Source organism: Sphingomonas sp. IC-11, from assembly GCF_021043365.1.
Classification (GTDB): domain Bacteria; phylum Pseudomonadota; class Alphaproteobacteria; order Sphingomonadales; family Sphingomonadaceae; genus Sphingomonas.
The window spans coordinates 991,393-1,006,906 of the sequence record NZ_JAJNDU010000001.1 but is presented as its reverse complement, the minus strand read 5'-3'; the positions used below and the strand labels follow the sequence as shown (position 1 = coordinate 1,006,906).

Annotated in this window: 14 protein-coding genes; 4 read left to right on the top strand and 10 right to left on the bottom strand. The window is 64.0% G+C overall.

Going from position 1 to position 15,514, the window contains the following annotated elements; genetic code table 11:
* Entirely contained in the window at positions 1 to 1,341 is a 1,341-nt protein-coding gene (locus tag LQ954_RS04785) for a pyruvate dehydrogenase complex dihydrolipoamide acetyltransferase (protein ID WP_231022186.1), read from the bottom strand.
* Between the two features lie 108 nt (positions 1,342 to 1,449).
* Here LQ954_RS04785 and LQ954_RS04780 point away from each other — a divergent pair, with 108 nt between their 5' ends.
* Positions 1,450 to 1,902 (top strand): universal stress protein, encoded by a 453-nt coding sequence (locus tag LQ954_RS04780; protein ID WP_227770599.1) that lies wholly within the window; start codon positions 1,450 to 1,452, stop codon positions 1,900 to 1,902.
* A gap of 74 nt (positions 1,903 to 1,976) precedes the next feature.
* Here the strand turns inward: LQ954_RS04780 and LQ954_RS04775 are convergent, their stop codons facing one another.
* A complete protein-coding gene (locus tag LQ954_RS04775) occupies positions 1,977 to 2,897 on the bottom strand; it encodes an RcnB family protein (RefSeq protein ID WP_231022185.1) in 921 nt (306 codons plus the stop codon).
* 262 nt (positions 2,898 to 3,159) lie between these two features.
* On the bottom strand, positions 3,160 to 3,642 hold the full coding sequence (locus LQ954_RS04770; RefSeq protein WP_227771071.1) for a GAF domain-containing protein: 483 nt from the start codon (positions 3,640 to 3,642) through the stop codon (positions 3,160 to 3,162).
* 85 nt (positions 3,643 to 3,727) lie between these two features.
* Between LQ954_RS04770 and LQ954_RS04765 the strand changes: the two genes are divergently transcribed.
* Positions 3,728 to 5,005: a methyltransferase family protein gene (locus tag LQ954_RS04765; protein WP_231022184.1), complete on the top strand. Its 1,278-nt coding sequence runs from the start codon at positions 3,728 to 3,730 to the stop codon at positions 5,003 to 5,005.
* Positions 5,006 to 5,018: 13 nt separating this feature from the next.
* Here LQ954_RS04765 and LQ954_RS04760 read toward each other — a convergent pair whose 3' ends face one another.
* Complete coding sequence (locus tag LQ954_RS04760) at positions 5,019 to 6,278, bottom strand: glutamate-5-semialdehyde dehydrogenase (RefSeq protein ID WP_231022183.1); 1,260 nt, start codon at positions 6,276 to 6,278, stop codon at positions 5,019 to 5,021.
* A gap of 149 nt (positions 6,279 to 6,427) precedes the next feature.
* Between LQ954_RS04760 and msrB the strand changes: the two genes are divergently transcribed.
* The gene (msrB, locus tag LQ954_RS04755) at positions 6,428 to 6,919 is read left to right on the top strand and encodes a peptide-methionine (R)-S-oxide reductase MsrB (protein WP_231022182.1); all 492 of its coding nucleotides are present in this window, start codon (positions 6,428 to 6,430) and stop codon (positions 6,917 to 6,919) included.
* Between the two features lie 65 nt (positions 6,920 to 6,984).
* Here msrB and LQ954_RS04750 read toward each other — a convergent pair whose 3' ends face one another.
* From LQ954_RS04750 to LQ954_RS04740, 3 genes are all read right to left on the bottom strand, one after another.
* Positions 6,985 to 7,527, bottom strand: coding sequence for a CHAP domain-containing protein (locus tag LQ954_RS04750; RefSeq protein WP_231022721.1), 543 nt, complete (start codon positions 7,525 to 7,527; stop codon positions 6,985 to 6,987).
* Between the two features lie 185 nt (positions 7,528 to 7,712).
* Positions 7,713 to 9,224 (bottom strand): MFS transporter, encoded by a 1,512-nt coding sequence (locus LQ954_RS04745; RefSeq protein ID WP_231022181.1) that lies wholly within the window; start codon positions 9,222 to 9,224, stop codon positions 7,713 to 7,715.
* Positions 9,221 to 10,039, bottom strand: coding sequence for an SDR family NAD(P)-dependent oxidoreductase (locus LQ954_RS04740; RefSeq protein ID WP_231022180.1), 819 nt, complete (start codon positions 10,037 to 10,039; stop codon positions 9,221 to 9,223). Before LQ954_RS04740 ends, LQ954_RS04745 begins: the two co-directional genes overlap by 4 nt.
* A gap of 142 nt (positions 10,040 to 10,181) precedes the next feature.
* Here LQ954_RS04740 and LQ954_RS04735 point away from each other — a divergent pair, with 142 nt between their 5' ends.
* Complete coding sequence (locus tag LQ954_RS04735; RefSeq protein WP_231022179.1) at positions 10,182 to 10,970, top strand: SDR family oxidoreductase; 789 nt, start codon at positions 10,182 to 10,184, stop codon at positions 10,968 to 10,970.
* Between the two features lie 210 nt (positions 10,971 to 11,180).
* Here LQ954_RS04735 and LQ954_RS04730 read toward each other — a convergent pair whose 3' ends face one another.
* The 3 genes from LQ954_RS04730 to LQ954_RS04720 form a co-directional block, all read right to left on the bottom strand.
* Positions 11,181 to 12,086: an RcnB family protein gene (locus LQ954_RS04730; protein ID WP_231022178.1), complete on the bottom strand. Its 906-nt coding sequence runs from the start codon at positions 12,084 to 12,086 to the stop codon at positions 11,181 to 11,183.
* A gap of 195 nt (positions 12,087 to 12,281) precedes the next feature.
* Positions 12,282 to 13,874: an AMP-binding protein gene (locus LQ954_RS04725; protein ID WP_231022177.1), complete on the bottom strand. Its 1,593-nt coding sequence runs from the start codon at positions 13,872 to 13,874 to the stop codon at positions 12,282 to 12,284.
* Complete coding sequence (locus tag LQ954_RS04720; protein WP_231022720.1) at positions 13,871 to 15,466, bottom strand: acyl-CoA synthetase; 1,596 nt, start codon at positions 15,464 to 15,466, stop codon at positions 13,871 to 13,873. The genes LQ954_RS04725 and LQ954_RS04720 overlap by 4 nt, the downstream gene beginning before the upstream one ends.
* Positions 15,467 to 15,514: the final 48 nt, after the last annotated feature.

Below are 15,514 nucleotides of genomic sequence, written 5' to 3'. Positions count from 1 at the left end.
TCAGGCCAGCATGCCCAGCGGATTTTCGCACAACGCCTTGAACGCCTGCATCAACTCGGCGCCGTCGGCTCCGTCGATCGCACGGTGGTCAAAGCTGCCGGTCGCGCTCATCACGGTGGCGATGCCAAGCGCATCGTCGATCACATAGGGCCGCTTTTCGCCAGCACCCACCGCCAGGATCATGCCCTGCGGCGGATTGATGACCGCTTCGAACTGCTTGATCCCGTACATGCCCATGTTGCTGAGCGAGGCGGTGCCGCCCTGAAATTCCTCCGGCTTCAGCTTCTTGTCGCGGGCGCGTGCGGCCAGATCCTTCATGCGGGTGGAAATGGACGAAAGCGAGGACGTATCCGCCTCTGTGATGACCGGGGTGATCAAACCCTCGGCGGTAGACACGGCCACCGAAATGTCGGCGCGCTTGAACGTGACGAGTTCATTGGGCGTGTACATCACGTTGCACTTGGGCACCTGCACCAGCGCGGCCGCCAACGCCTTGATCATCAGATCGTTGACCGACAGCTTCACGCCGCGCGGGGCAAGGCTGTCGTTCAGCTCGGTGCGCAGCTTCAGCAGCTTGTCGAGGCGTACATCGACCGTGAGGTAGATGTGAGGCACCTGCTGCTTCGACTCGGTCAGCCGCCGCGCAATCGTCTTGCGCATGTTGCTGAGCTTCGTCGTCTCGTGCGGGATATCGGGAATGGACGCAACAGCTGGCGCCGGAGCGGAAGCCGCGGCCGGCGCTGGCGCCGCAGCCGCAGCCGCCGCCGGTGCAGCCTGGGCCTGGGGCGCCGCCGAAGCCGCACCCCGGGGCGCACCTTCGACATCGGCCTTCACGATGCGGCCGTTCGGCCCGGAGCCAGTCACTCCGGCGAGATCCACGCCCTTCTCGGCGGCGATACGCCGCGCAAGCGGGCTCGCCTTCACACGATCGCCGCCGGTATTCTGCGGCTTCACCTGTGGCGCCGCCGACTTTGTCTCCGGGTTCTGCGGCGACACCGGCTCGCTGGTTTCCCGGTCCACCGGGGCGTCGACCTGCTCCTTCGAGACCGGCTGGCCTTCCGTCGTGGCAGGCTGCACGCGCGCTGGCGTGCTTTCCTCGCCCTCCGCGTCGAGGAGCATGATCACGTCGCCGACCTTCACCCCGTCCGTGCCCTCGGCTACGACGATCTTGGCGACGACGCCCTCGTCCACCGCTTCGAACTCCATGGTGGCCTTGTCCGTCTCGATCTCGGCCATCAGGTCACCGGCCTTGACGGTATCCCCCTCCTTCACGAGCCATTTCGCCAGCGTTCCTTCCTCCATGGTAGGGGAGAGCGCGGGCATCTTGATTTCGATCGACATGAGGGTTCTCGGCGGTTCCTGGGGAGTGCCTGTCTCTTGCGCCGAGGCCTTGCGCGGTCAACCCCGCACGCGGATAAGGATGGGCTGACTGGAGATTATCGAAGACGCATGCGCATTTATCTGACGGTCATCGATGACGCGCCGGAAGCGGAAATCGCCCTCCGGTTTGCGGCTCGACGCGCGGTGAAAACGGGGGGTGGAGTCGAGATCCTGGCGCTGGTGGAGCAGCAGGAGTTCATCGCTTTTGGTGGCGTGCAGGCGACGATCGAAGAAGAAGCCCGGCGGCGGGCAGAAGGTTTGGTGGCAAAAGCGGCCGGCACGCTGATCCAGGAATCCGGGCTGCGTCCGTCCATTACCGTCAGGCAAGGTGATGGCCCGAAGATCATTCGGGAGCTGATCGCTGGCAATCCGGACGTTGCGGCCCTGGTGCTTGGCGCTGCGGCCGACGGCACCCCCGGGCCGCTAGTGACGCATTTTGCGGGACAGGCAGGGACCTTGCCCATCCCGCTGATGATCATTCCGGGCAATCTTGATCGGGACGCGATTGATCGGCTGAGCTAGGCGCGTGAGAAGCCCGCTCCGCGCTCGCGACGCCACACCATTGCCGGGTGAACTGTGTTGCGACGGAAATCCGGTCAGCGGCCGGTGGTGCGGGGCGTAACGGTATGCACCCGAGTTCCGGATGCGGGCGAGTAAGTTACTCCATCTTCCCAGATGTCGCTCGGCGGGGCTGTCACCATTGGTTGGCCGTTCACCGTGATGATGATGATCGTGGGCGCCGGATAGTAATAGCCGTTGCTGTAATATCCAGCTGACGGGTTTGTCGCGGTGGTGGTCACCACCGTGGCCCCGTTCGAACTGGCGACGATGGGAACAGGCGCTGGTGGAGCGTAGGTCGGAGGCGGTACGGGTTCCCGCGTCGCCACGGCCAGCGGATAGCTGCCGTGCTCTGGGCGCGGATATGCTGCGCCAGGCGCATCAGCCGAGGCGCGGCGACGGCGATCCTTTTTGCGGCTGTGGGTCGCAGCCGCGGGGCTATCCGGCGAGCTTGGGAGCAGTGCACGCCCCTGTTTCACGTCGGCCTGCGCACGTTCCGTCGTGTCGCGGGCGATTGGCACCTGACCGGCCTGCCGATGCGCAGGGACAGGATATGGCGCGCCCGGCGGCGCGGCGGTCGAGGTGAGCTGCTGATCGTCTCGCCCACCCTCCCGGTAGGCGTAATCCGCATGCTTCGAGTCGAAGCGATCCCAGTCTACACCGCCGATCGTGTCGTGGACCGTGCCCCGCTGGTCGACCAGCACCGCATCATCATAATAGCGCGACCAGACATGGGCGGCGGGCGGCGGCGGGAGGTCGAAAGCTGCCCAATCCTCGACCTGCCATTGCGATCCTGCCCAATAGGGTGGCAGCACCGATCCTCTGAGCGGCCGCTGATACGCACTCCAGCCGCCGGGAGCGCGCGCGCCGGCCCACCACCGCCCGTCGATGCGCCCGCCCCAACGTGGCTCATCCGCCCGGCCTGGCGTCGAGAGCGAGCGCACTGCACGCCCCGGCATTCGCCCCCCAGTCGTGGCGGATGCGGCACTCGCACGAGATCCGGTGTCCGCGCGAACAGCTTGAGGCTCGAGGGCGTCAGCCGCTGTCGCCATGACGCCTAGCAAAAGCATTGCCGCTGCCGGATGCGCGCGCATCGATCACTCTCCCCGAAGTCGCGTGTGTTCCCCCGGCGCCTGCCATGGTTGACGGACCGCTTACCAGCCGGTCGGGAGCCTTCGACGTGACGCTTCGTCCCGGAATGATGCAGCCGGAACGCCCGTGTCAGACGATGCGTGAGGCCAGCAGCAAGGCGATCGCCTCCCCGCCCCGGGCATCCTCTTCGTCGAAACGCGATGGCGTCGGGCTGTCGAGATCAAGCACGCCGATCACGACGCCGTCATGGATGATCGGGACCACCAGTTCGGACGCGCTGGCCGCGTCGCAGGCGATGTGCCCGGGAAAGGCGTGAACGTCGGCAACCAACTGCGTTTCACGCGACGCTGCGGCTGCGCCGCACACGCCGGCACCCAGCGCGATCCGGATACAGGCAGGTTTGCCCTGAAACGGCCCGAGCACCAGTTCGCCATCGACCACGCGATAGAAGCCAGCCCAATTGAGATCGGGGAGATACTGCCAAATGAGCGCTGCGGCGTTGGCCATGTTCGCGACCGGATCGGGCTCGCCGGCGGTCAGCGCATCGAGAGCGGACAGGATGTCGCGGTAAAGCTCGGCCTTTTCGCCGGCCTGGATATCGAACTGGTACATGCGTGCGATGTAGTCACGCTGGGATGGGGAAGCGAGAGCCATCCTTCATGCGACGATTACCTTTGCTGTGCTACGCGAGCGGCCCATGCACCAGCACGTCGCGCTCACCCCCACCCACCGCGCCGATCCGCGCCCAGCATCGGCCGTCTCCCATGGCGTTGGGCTCGCAGGGTTGGCGGGCTTGATCACGTGGATCTTTGTTGCGCGGCTCTATGACCTGGATGGCCCCTATGCGGCGCTGGTCAACCTGCTGGCGTCCGGCATTCCCATGGTGATCTGGTCGCTGCTGGTGGACAAGGTCCACCGCCGGCCATCCACAGGCATCGACTGGTCCAGGGTGCGTCCGTGGCGCGAGACGATTGACACCAGCCTGATCAAGCTTGTCGGCCTGTGGGCCACATGGGCGGGCATTGCGCTGATCTATGCGACCGGACGCTTTTATTGGGAGGGCAACTTCCGGTTCGCAATGTGGTGCTTCGGAATGGCGGCGCCGCTGCTGTTCCTTCTCTCCATTCCCTATGTAATCTGGCTCGATCGTCGCCTGGTGGAGCCTCGGGATGGCGCCTGGGCCCTGGGCGCCTGGCTGACGCATACGAACAATGCGGAGCCCGAGCTTATCCATGCTCACCTTCGCGCCTGGGGCGTAAAGGCGTTCTTCCTGGCGTTCATGCTCGCCATCGTGCCGCCGGGCTTTGGCGAGTTCATCCGAACGCCCACGTTCGGCATCCTGGCCAATCCCGTGGCACTCGCGAACTGGCTGATCACGTTCATGTTCGTCATCGACGTGGCGTTCGCGACGGTCGGTTACGTCCTAACCATGCGCCCGCTCGACGCGCATATCCGCAGTGCAAATCCCTATGCCGCTGGCTGGGCAGCCGCGTTGATATGCTACCCGCCATTCATCCTTATGGATCAGGGCGGACCGCTCGACTATCATCCAGGAACTGCGGAATGGAGCCAATGGCTTCATGGTTATCCCGTGCTGCTGGCGATCGTCGGCGCAGCGCTGGTCTTGCTCACCGCGATCTATGCCTGGGCCACCGTGGCGTTCGGGTTGCGTTTTTCGAATCTGACGCATCGGGGCATTCTCACCCACGGCCCCTATGCGTGGTCACGTCATCCCGCGTATCTCACGAAAAATCTGTTCTGGTGGCTTTCCACCCTGCCCCTGTTCACGACGGGCACTCTGGTCGATGCGGCGCGGGCAACGCTTATCCTGGCGGCAGTAAGCGGCATTTATTATTGGCGCGCGCGCACGGAGGAGCGCCACCTGTCTGCCGATCCCGTGTACCGCGATTATAGCGCCTGGATGAGCCGCAATGCGCCGGTTCCGCGGTTCTTCCGCTGGCTGGGCGGCAGATGAGCGAGACCTGTCGCTAGCTTCGCACCTGCCCCGTGCCGCGGCCGATCCATTTGTAGGTGGTCAGGCCCTCCAGCGCGACGGGACCGCGGGCGTGCAGGCGCCCAGTCGCGATTCCGATCTCCGCGCCCAACCCGAATTCGCCGCCGTCAGCGAACTGGGTAGAGGCATTCCACAGCACAATCGCCGAGTCGACCTCCGCGAGGAACCGGTTTGCCACCCCCTCGTCCGCTGCCACGATCGCGTCTGTATGTCCCGAACTATGCCGCGCGATATGCGCGAGCGCTTCGTCAACGCCGTCGACCATCGCCACCGAACAGATCGCATCCAGATATTCGGTATCCCAGTCCGCCGCGTCGGCTGCCGCTACGGACGCGAAGGCCCGCACCCGATCGTCACCCCGAACTGCACAGCCGGCGTCCAAAAGGGCCCGCACCAGTGCGGCGGGATCCGGGTAGCCTGAGTCGATCAACAGCGTCTCCATGGCGCCGCACACGCCGGTCCGCCGCATCTTCGCGTTCCTGACGATCTCTGCCGCCATATCCGGATCGGCGGACGCGTGAACGAAGACGTGGTTGATCCCATCCAGATGCGCCAGCACCGGCACCCGAGCCTCCGCCTGGACACGCGCCACCAGCCCCTTCCCGCCCCGCGGCACGACAAGATCGATGGCGCCCTGAGCGGCAAGCATCGCGCCGACGGCCGCGCGATCCGTCGTCCCGACCAATTGCACCGCATCGGTCGGCAAGTCCGCGACGTTCAAGCCGGCGCAGAACGCCCGGTGAATGGCAGCGTTGCTCTCGGAAGCTTCGCTTCCGCCGCGCAAAATGGCGGCATTGCCTGACATGACGCACAACGCCGCTGCGTCGGCCGTCACATTGGGGCGACTTTCGTAGATGATCCCGATCACCCCGATTGGCACCCGAACACGCGACAGCTCTAGCCCGTTCGGACGTACGGTGGTGTCAATCACCTCACCGACCGGGTCCGGAAGCGTAGCGACGGTCGCGATGCCAGCCGCCATCCCGGCGACGCGCGCCTCGTCCAGCCGCAGTCGATCAAGCATGGCATCGGTAAGCCCTGCTGCTTTCGCACGCGCCACATCTGTCGCGTTGGCGGCCAGGATCTCAGCACTAGCGGCGCGGATCGCCTCCTCCGCCCGCAGCAACGCGGAGCGGCGCTGATCGGTCGAGCAACGGGCGAGCTGATGTGCTGCACGGCGCGCAGCCGCGGCCATGCCAGCGATCATTGCTTGGGGGTTCTGAGTGTCCAGCATTGATCCTGGATAGCACGGGCATGGTCGATCATCGAATTAGCGTTTCTGCCAGCCAACGAAGGTCCGCATCGCTCGCCGCTATCCGCGCAGCAACCGAGATCGCGTCAGCGCATATACACACCGGCCGATCCGTACCCATATTCGGATCCATGAGCCCTCTGCTTGATCGGCGCGCCATGATCCTGGGACTTGGTGGTGGAGCCGCAACCTTGATGCTTGCAGCTTGCGGCGCCTCGCCTGCCGAGGCCGAGGCATTCCCAGTTCAATTGAGCGATGCAGAGTGGCGCAGAAAACTGTCGCCGCAAGCCTATGCCGTGTTGCGCAAAGAGGCCACGGAGCGCCCGTTCTCCAGCCCGCTCGATCGAGAAAAACGGCCGGGCGTCTTCAACTGCGCCGGCTGCAGTCAGGCACTGTTTTCCTCAAGGACGAAGTTCGACAGCGGAACGGGTTGGCCAAGCTTCTGGGCGCCGCTGAATGGAAGCGTGGGTATCCGGCGGGACTTCAGCCTCGGCATACCCCGTACGGAGGTGCATTGTGCCCGATGTGGCGGACATCTGGGCCATGTGTTCGACGACGGCCCGCGTCCGACCGGCAAGCGTTACTGTATGAACGGCGCAGCCATGGCATTCCGGCCGAAGTGACCGGGGCGACCAGCCGCCTCAGTCAAACTCTTCAGTGAGGATGGGGCGCCGCCGAAGCGAACTGATCAGTTGCTGAGAGTAATGGCGCCGCGCACCGGTGCCGCGGCGGCCGAGGCAATCGCAAGATTCGCTAGGCGGGTCTCGTCCGTCCCGTTGTTCTTGTTCGCAATCACGACGGGAGCAACGCTGTCCGCATGGTCGCCGTAGATGAAGCCGTCAGTGGGATAGCTGGAGGTGCCCAGGCCGCCCTGCGGCGCGTACCACACCTTCACGAGGCTCCAGTCGCCCGCGTCCGACACGTCGATCGCGCGAACGTTACGCTCCACGCCGCCCCGACGCGACCAGTTCGCGTGGGTTAGCAGGACCTCGCGATCGCTGACGATCTGGCTGACCATGGCAACATGGCCCACCCGCATGCGGCTGGTCGAGCGAAAGGAAAGCACCGCGCCGACCTTTGGCGCATTGCCGCGCTCGTAACGGCCCGCTGCCTGGCCCCACCAAGTATTGGCGTTACCATGGATCTGAATGCCCGAAATCTCGCGAGCATAGGGCGCACATTGCCAAAACTGCGCATTTGCCGCCGTTGCCGTCATCAGGCTGCACGACATTACGAGCGCGAGGCGCGCCCCGAAAGTCTTGAAATTCACTGCGACCCCCCGGTCAACGGATGTTCGTCGCAGTCCGGCTACGGGGGGCGTTCAAGAAAACCAATAGTCGCGGGAACCAAACCCGATGAACGGTGTTGCGGCGCCGACGAAGTGCCGGCTGCCGACCAAATCACCGCCCTTAAACGTCAGGGAACCGGATCAATTCTCTCCGAATCAAGCGCTTGCATGCGCAATGCTTCAAGGCGCGCGGTATGTTCAGCGCGACCGAACGGAAAGGCCCGATACAGCGCCGCCGCGACCAGCGCGAGGACCGTGGCGGCGACGATATAGATGACGGTGAGCCGATCGAGCACGTCGGCAGGCACCTGTCCCGGCACCGCCTTCGCAGGAAAATTCGCGGCGGCAAGGATCAGACCAGTAACGAAGATGCCGACGCCGCTGGTGCATTTCTGAATGAAAAAGCCGCCGGCGAAAAACACGCCTTCCGAACGCCGACCGGTGCGCTGCTCCGAGTCTTCCACCACGTCTGCCATCATGGAAGCGCCCAGGATGTGCGCAGTCACACTTGCTGCCGTGCCAATCGCCAGCATGGCGAACAGCAGCGGCAGCATCGCAGCGCTGCCAACTTCAGGGAAGACGCCGGCGAGCCGCAGCCAGTAAGGCGAGGTGCCGATGATGATCGCCAGCACCGCCGCCACAGACGCAGCCTTAGGCTTGCTGGTCACCTGGCCAATGCGAGGCGCCAGAACGAAGGCGACCAGCACGCCGCAGAACAACACCATGCTGAGCGGGACGAAGGTCGGCACGGTGAGGCCGGCGATCGTCACGGTCGTGAACCGCCAGACGTAAGTGTAGAGATAGTTGGAGATGGCGTAGGTGATGCCCTGGTTCGTGTACACGAACAGCCCCGCCCCCATCAGAATAAGGAACGCCTTGTTGCGGAGCGTCTGGCCCAGTTCAGCGAAATTCTGCCGGATGGTCTGTTTTTCGATCACTGGTGCGGGAAGATTGGGAATCTCCCGGTGAGTGCCCAAGGCGGATGTCAGGATCGCGACGCCCATGAACAATGCGCCCGCGATCGCGAAACCCTTGTAGCCGTTCGGGTTGAGAAGGCCGTTCGGATATTCCGGCGTTGGCGACAGGAAGATCCAGTAAGCGGCAATCAGCATGACGAGCCCGCCGGCCCAGCCAAACAGATAGCGATAGGCCATGATGCGGGTGCGCTCGTCATAGTCCGAGCTGAGCTCCGCGGCCATCGCCTGGCTCGGCACCTCATAGGCACTGACTGCGCTGCGTACCAACACAGCGACAACGAAAAGCCACGCCAGCGTCGCGCTTTGGGAGCTTTGCGGCGGGTTCCACAACAACACCCAACCCAACATGATCGGCAGGGCCGAACCGTAAAGCCAGGGATGGCGCCGCCCCCAGCGGGTGCGCGTGCGATCGGAAAGAACGCCAACCGTTGGATCGATGAACGCGTCGATGATCAACGCACACATGATCACGAACCCGACAGTTGCAGCCGGGACCCCGATCACCTGGTTGTAGAACAACAACAGGAACGTGCCGAAGCCGGAATCCTTCACGCCATAAGCGGCAGCGCCGAACCCGTAGCTGGCCATGGTGCCGGTGCGCAGCCGCCGGCCGGCCGGCGGCGCCGTCCCAATGGAGGCAGTGCTTGCGATCGTTGCACTCATTGAAAAGCCTCCAACGCGGCAAACAACCCTGGCTGATCCGGGTCCCAGCTCTGGCGGGTGCCGATAGTAATCCCACCGTCCACCACCAGATGCGTGCCAGTAATGAACGCAGCGTCCTCGCTGAGCAGGAATGATACGGCGGACGCAATGTCCTCAGGCCGCCCGGCCCGCTTTACCGGCTGGGCGCCGGCGGCGACCTGCGCGATCACCTGGTTTGCGCGCTCCAGCTTGTCGGCCGGCACATCCAGATGACGGGTGAATATGTTCGTCGTGATGAAGCCGGGAATGACGGCATTCACGCGGATATTGTGCTTGGCAAGATCGGCCGCGGCCATCTTCGACAGGTGAAGCACGCCGGCCTTTGCGGTGGAATAAGCGGTAGGGGCGTAGCCCGTTCCTAGCGCGGATACGGAAGACGTGTTGACGATCGCGCCGCCGCCGCGCTCCGCCATCAGCGGCGCGGCGTAACGCATCCCGAGTGCCACCGAGCGAAGCAACAGCGACTGCGTCCGATCCCAGTCCTCAGGTGCAATTTCGTCGATCTTTTCGGGCGCGCCCCCAGCACCGGCGTTGTTGAACAGAACGTCCAGGCCGTCCGTCGCCTCGATCAGCGACCGGATCTCCTCCGCTTCCGTTACATCGCAGCGCTGGAAGTGGATCTTGCCGTTGGAGGTGGTGGCAAGTTCCTGTCCTCCGACCTCATCGATGTCGCCGATCCAGACCTCGGCGCCCTCCTCAGCCAGCCGAAGCGCCGTTGCACGACCGATGCCCGAAGCGCCGCCTGTTACGACGGCACGCTTGCCCGAAAAGCGCATCCTCTCGTCCTGTCATTTCTGTTTTTCGGCAGCATAGTATGGCAAGGCCGGCCGTCAATCATAACCTGTTCGAAAAAGCGGTAGGCCGCTTGTTCACCGCCGCCGACACCGCTAGCCCAGCCGCCAACACGGAGGGATATGGATGAGCCTGAACAATCTTTTCAGCCTTGAGGGGCGCGTCGCACTGGTCACCGGCGGCAGCCGCGGCATCGGCAAGATGATCGCGAAGGCCTATATCGAGCAGGGCGCAACGGTTTACATTTCGTCGCGCAAGGCCACCGCCTGCGATGAAGCCGCTGCGGAGCTTGGCCCCAAGTGCATTCCGTTGCCGCAGGACGTCTCAACCGTGGAGGGCTGCCGCGCACTTGCCGCTGCCCTCGCAGAGCGGGAGAAACGGCTCGACATCCTCGTCAACAATGCCGGCGCGGCGTGGGGCGTGCCGTTCGAAGAGTTCCCCGAAAGCGGGTGGGACAAGGTTATGGACCTCAACGTCAAATCACCCTTCTTCCTCACCCAGGCCCTGCACGGTTTGTTGAAGACGAATGCCAGCCACGAGGCACCGTCCAAGGTGATCAACATCACCTCCATCGATGGCATGCGGCTGAACCCGTGGGATACCTACAGCTATCACGCATCGAAGGCTGCCCTGATCTATCTGACGAAGCGCATGGCCGCTCGGTTGATCAAGGACGGGATCATCGTAACCAGCCTCGCCCCGGGGGCTTTTGCCAGCGAGATGAACCGCGCCGCGCGCGACCATGGTGATCAGGTGGCGAAGGGGATCCCGATGCGGCGGATCGGCAATTTCGAGGACATGGCGGGTGCCGCGATCTTCCTCGCGAGCCGGGCGAGCGATTACGTGGTAGGCGATACGCTCGTCGTTGACGGCGGGCTGGTGAATGCGTCGCTTGGAACTAGCCTGGAGGCCTGACAGCGGTCGTTGCTTCGCGAGATACAGAAAGGGTGGCTGACACAGGGTCAGCCACCCGTTTCCATATAGGCCTCACGGCCTTTCGCGCATCTGCAGTCCGGCTTTACCGTGCCATCAGCGGGCATTGTCGATGCCACGCCATCAACCTTGGCTGAGCGGACAACCACCCGGCCTCAGGCGTGCTGAGCATGCCTCCTTCGGCCGCACCGATCACCAGAAAATGTCGTTGATCACGTCCACGACTTCGCCGGAGTAAACGTCCACCAGCAGCGCATCATTGTAGTAGCGCACCCAGCGGAGGTCTCCGTCGGTCTCCGGCAAGCGATAGGACCATGGATCGTTGATCCAATAGCTCTGCGCGAACAGCAATGATGACAGGACGGCGCCTACCGAAAACCGCCGATAGCCCTGGTTCCAGCCATAAGGCGCATAATAGCGCGGCAAGCGGAAGGCATTGCGGTTCGACGCTCGCCACCGCCCCCAATCATAGCGCGAGTCGCGCCGCCAGTCGCGATTCCAGCCGCCCCGATCGTTGCGCCCATACCAGCGCCGCTGATCGCCCCAGTCGCCGCCCCGGCTGTCCCAACGTGCGTGGTCGTTCCAATCCGCGCCACTGCGGGCCCAGTTCCCCTGCGCATCGTTCCGGCGCTCCCGCGTGAAATCGCGACGATCCTGCGCACGATCACGACGAAATGCTTCGCCATCCCGCGCCCGATCACGACGAAATGCTTCGCCATCCCGCGCCCGATCCGCGCGGAAGGTTTCCCGCGTCACCGCGCCGGAGGTCAACGCTTGGCGATCACGCTGACGCTCGGCCGCAAAATCGCGACGTTGCTCGCGGCGCTCCTGCCGAAACTCTCGGCCCGCTTCCGTACCCGGAACCGCGCGCTGCTGTGCCCAGCCGCCCCGGTCCTGCGGCGCTGTACGCTGCCAGTTCCGTTCCGCGCCGCCTTGTACCTGTCGTTCAGGCGCGCGGCCCTGCGGAGCGGATCGCTGCCACCCGCCGCCCGGCTGGCGATGTCGCTGCTCGGCGCCGCCCCACTGGCGACCACCGCCGCGCTCCTGCGCAAGGCTGACACCGGGCACCAGCGCCGCCGCCGCCATCAACGCTGCCACCAATTTCCTGCCCATCTGCTGCAAACTCCACCGCCGGCGCACGAGCCGGCCCCGATGATGAAGCCCTTTTGCACCAACCGTCGAGAATACTGGCTGAATGCAACCGTCAGCATTGCGAAAGGAAAGGCGAACGTCGGACGTACCGTTTCCCAGTCGGGAAGATCACCAACCCCGTCTTGCTATGGGGAGCAGGCGTCAGGCGACCCCTGCGAGCCCCTTTGCCTTGGCATAGTCCGCCTTGCCATTAGGCGCACGGAGCGACTCGCCTGTTGCCACAATGAGCTTGGGAAGTTTGTACCCGGCCAGCTTGGTTCGCAGGACATCGCGAGCGGCGCCCTCGTCAAAGCCTTGTGCGGACTGAACAACGGCGGCGACTGCCTGGCCCCATTTCGGGTCAGGCATGCCGAATACCAAAGCGTCATCCACCTTGGGACACAGCTTGAGTGCTTCCTCCACCTCTTCCGGGAAGATTTTCTCGCCCGCGGAATTGATACAGGCTGAGCCGCGCCCGAGCAGGATGACAGAGCCGTCCTCAGCAACCTGCGCGAAATCGCCGGACACCGTATAGCGCACGCCGTCAATCAACCGGAAGGTGCGCTCGCTTTTCACCGGATCCTTATGATATTCGACCGGATTGGGGGGACCAAGCACCACCTTGCCGGTGACGCCCGAGCCGGGAACCACATCCTTGTCATCATCGTCCAGAACACGGCAACGCGGACCGACGACGAACTTGGCCGTTTCGACTGTTCCATCCTTGGTGGTCAGCGATACGCCCATACCGATCGCCTCGGACGAACTGAAATTGTCCTGGCAGGTAGCCTCCGGCATATGCCGAACCAGGCCTTCCTTCACGCCCTGCGTCCACATGACGCCCGACGAATTGATGAGACGCATCGAGGATACGTCCCACCGATCCGGCTCTGCGTCGAGTGCCTCAAGGATTGGACGCGCGAAGGCATCGCCGACAACGACCAGCCGGTTGGCCTGCCACCGATCAATCGCGTCCAGCGCTTCCTCCGGGTGGAAGCTCCGGCTGGGTAAAGTCGCAACGAACCCGCCCGCGAGCAGCGAGCCGTAGGACGTCAGGAGGCCCGTGCCGTGCATCAGCGGTGGGCCGCAAACGGTGCGCGGATAATCCGGATTGGCAGCGGCAAAAGCCGCCGCCTCTTCGACGGTCGTGGGCACCGGCAATCCGGCAGCCTCCGCTGCGGCATGGCCGATCGCGTTCAGATCGGCATGGCTCCACACCACACCTTTCGGCATGCCCGTGGTGCCGCCGGTATAAATAAAAAATCGGTCCTGCGGATCGCGCGGGATGCCGAGCGATGCGCCGTCACCCTGGACCAGATCCTCGAAGGATTCGGCAAACGCCGGCGCCGCGCCGTTGCCGCCGATCTCGACATAGCTGCGCACCAACGGGGAGCGATCGACGACTTCCTCGACGCATTCCCGAAGCCGCGCATCATAGACCAGGACCGTCGCGTCACTATCAGCAAGGATATAGGCAAGCTCGTCCGCGACATAACGGTAGTTGACGTTGACGTGGGTGCCGCGTGCCTTCCAGCACGCCATCAGCGCAACGAGATAATCCGCGGAATTATAGGCGTAAAAAGCGAAGCGGTCGCCGGGCTTGAGCCCCCGCTCCACCAATGCACGTGCGAGATTGTTCGAACGAACCCGCAGCGCGGCCCAGTCCACCACCTGATCGCCATGGGCGAGGGCCGGCCGGTCACCCGGGATCGCGGCCTCCACCGCTTCGATCAAGTCGCCGAAGTTGAAGCTCATGCGGCTTGCTCCGCGGGCGGAGCCGTCTCAGCCGGCTTCGCCTTGCCCCAATATTCGTCACGCAGCAGCCGCTTGTAGAGCTTCCCCGTGTCATGCCGCGGCAGTTCTTCGCGGAAATCCCAGCGACGTGGCGATTTCACGTGGCTGAGATTAGCGCGGGCATATTGGGACAGTTCGGCCGCCAGTGCCTCGCGATCCTCCAGTGGATCCTTCGGCTGGACCACGGCGACAACTTCCTCGCCCATTTCCTCGTGCGGTGCGCCAATCACGGCGACATCGGCAACCTTGGGATGCGTGATCAACAAATTCTCGATCTCGGCCGGGTAGATGTTCACCCCGCCCGAAATGATCATGAAGCTCTTGCGATCGGTCAGGTAGAGATACCCCTCCTCGTCCATCCAGCCCACATCACCGAGCGTCGTCCAGCCCTTGGCGTTGGTGCTGTCCTTCGTCTTCTCAGGGTCGTTGTGGTAGCTGAACGGCGCAGCCCCGGTGGGATTGAGCTCGGTCACCGGGGCTTCAAAATAGATCGTGCCCTCGGTCCGCGGTGGCACCTCCTTCCCGTCCTCGTCGCAGATATGGGTGATCGTCGTCAGATTGCGGCCGACCGACCCTTTGTGCGTCAACCATTCGGGCGAGAGGATGTTGTGGAAGCCATTACCTTCGGTCCCGGCGTAATATTCGCCGATGATCGGGCCCCACCATTCGATCATCGCCTCTTTGACGGGGATCGGACACGGCGCAGCGGCGTGCCAGACGGCCTTCAGCGACGATACGTCATATTTCCTGCGTACATCCTCGGGAAGTTTCAGCATCCGGATGAAATGCGTCGGCACCCATTGCGCATGAGTGACCTTGTAGCGCTGGATCGCCTCCAGCGCCTTTTCAGGATCGTAGCGCTCCATGACAACCACGGTACCGCCCAGCTGCTGCACCGCCATGGACCAACGAAGCGGGGCGGCGTGATAGAGTGGCGCGGGCGACAAATAGATCATGTCAGGGTTGAAGCCGTACAGCCCCTGCCCGATCATCATCAGCGGCGAAACATTCTCGCCATACGGCTCCTCCGGCAATGCGAAGCGAACGCCCTTGGGCTTGCCCGTCGTGCCGGAGGAGTAGAGCATGATCTGGCCCGGCGACGGATCGGCAATCGGCGTGGTCGGCTGCGCGGCGCAGGCCTCTTCCCAGCTCTGATATCCCTCGATCGTGCCATCGACCATGTAGCGGTCGAGATCGTCGATCAGCGGCAGCACCGCCTCCGCACAGGCAGCGCATCCCTTGGACGCGATGAACACGCGGCAGTCGCCGTCGCGGATGATATATTCCGCCTCGCCCGCCATCAGCTTGGACGAGATGCAGGTGAGATAGACGCCGGCGCGTTCGGCCGCCCAGGCGACCTCGAAATAGCGGGGCGAATTGTCCATCATCATCGCCATTGCGTCGCCACGCTTCAGGCCGAGCGAACGAATAAGATGCGCACCCTGGTTCGCGCGCGCATCGAGCTGGGCGAAAGTGACCGTCTCGCCACTCCCCGCCATGATATAGGCGGCTTTGTCGGGCGTGGCGGCGGCATGCTTGTACGGGTGCGTCATCATTCTCTCCGCCGCGGCGGGCGCTCTCGGCCCGCTCGCGGTCTTGCT

What these genes read in the sequence shown, in the direction of transcription:
- LQ954_RS04785 (WP_231022186.1), bottom strand. Translation starts at nt 1,341, where the DNA reads ATGTCGATCGAAATCAAGATGCCCGCGCTCTCCCCTACCATGGAGGAA.
- LQ954_RS04720 (WP_231022720.1), bottom strand. Translation starts at nt 15,466, where the DNA reads ATGACGCACCCGTACAAGCATGCCGCCGCCACGCCCGACAAAGCCGCC.
- LQ954_RS04735 (WP_231022179.1), top strand. Translation starts at nt 10,182, where the DNA reads ATGAGCCTGAACAATCTTTTCAGCCTTGAGGGGCGCGTCGCACTGGTC.
- LQ954_RS04760 (WP_231022183.1), bottom strand. Translation starts at nt 6,278, where the DNA reads ATGCTGGACACTCAGAACCCCCAAGCAATGATCGCTGGCATGGCCGCG.
- LQ954_RS04780 (WP_227770599.1), top strand. Translation starts at nt 1,450, where the DNA reads ATGCGCATTTATCTGACGGTCATCGATGACGCGCCGGAAGCGGAAATC.
- msrB (WP_231022182.1), top strand. Translation starts at nt 6,428, where the DNA reads ATGAGCCCTCTGCTTGATCGGCGCGCCATGATCCTGGGACTTGGTGGT.
- LQ954_RS04775 (WP_231022185.1), bottom strand. Translation starts at nt 2,897, where the DNA reads ATGCCGGGGCGTGCAGTGCGCTCGCTCTCGACGCCAGGCCGGGCGGAT.
- LQ954_RS04750 (WP_231022721.1), bottom strand. Translation starts at nt 7,527, where the DNA reads ATGTCGTGCAGCCTGATGACGGCAACGGCGGCAAATGCGCAGTTTTGG.
- LQ954_RS04770 (WP_227771071.1), bottom strand. Translation starts at nt 3,642, where the DNA reads ATGTACCAGTTCGATATCCAGGCCGGCGAAAAGGCCGAGCTTTACCGC.
- LQ954_RS04725 (WP_231022177.1), bottom strand. Translation starts at nt 13,874, where the DNA reads ATGAGCTTCAACTTCGGCGACTTGATCGAAGCGGTGGAGGCCGCGATC.
- LQ954_RS04765 (WP_231022184.1), top strand. Translation starts at nt 3,728, where the DNA reads ATGCACCAGCACGTCGCGCTCACCCCCACCCACCGCGCCGATCCGCGC.
- LQ954_RS04740 (WP_231022180.1), bottom strand. Translation starts at nt 10,039, where the DNA reads ATGCGCTTTTCGGGCAAGCGTGCCGTCGTAACAGGCGGCGCTTCGGGC.
- LQ954_RS04745 (WP_231022181.1), bottom strand. Translation starts at nt 9,224, where the DNA reads ATGAGTGCAACGATCGCAAGCACTGCCTCCATTGGGACGGCGCCGCCG.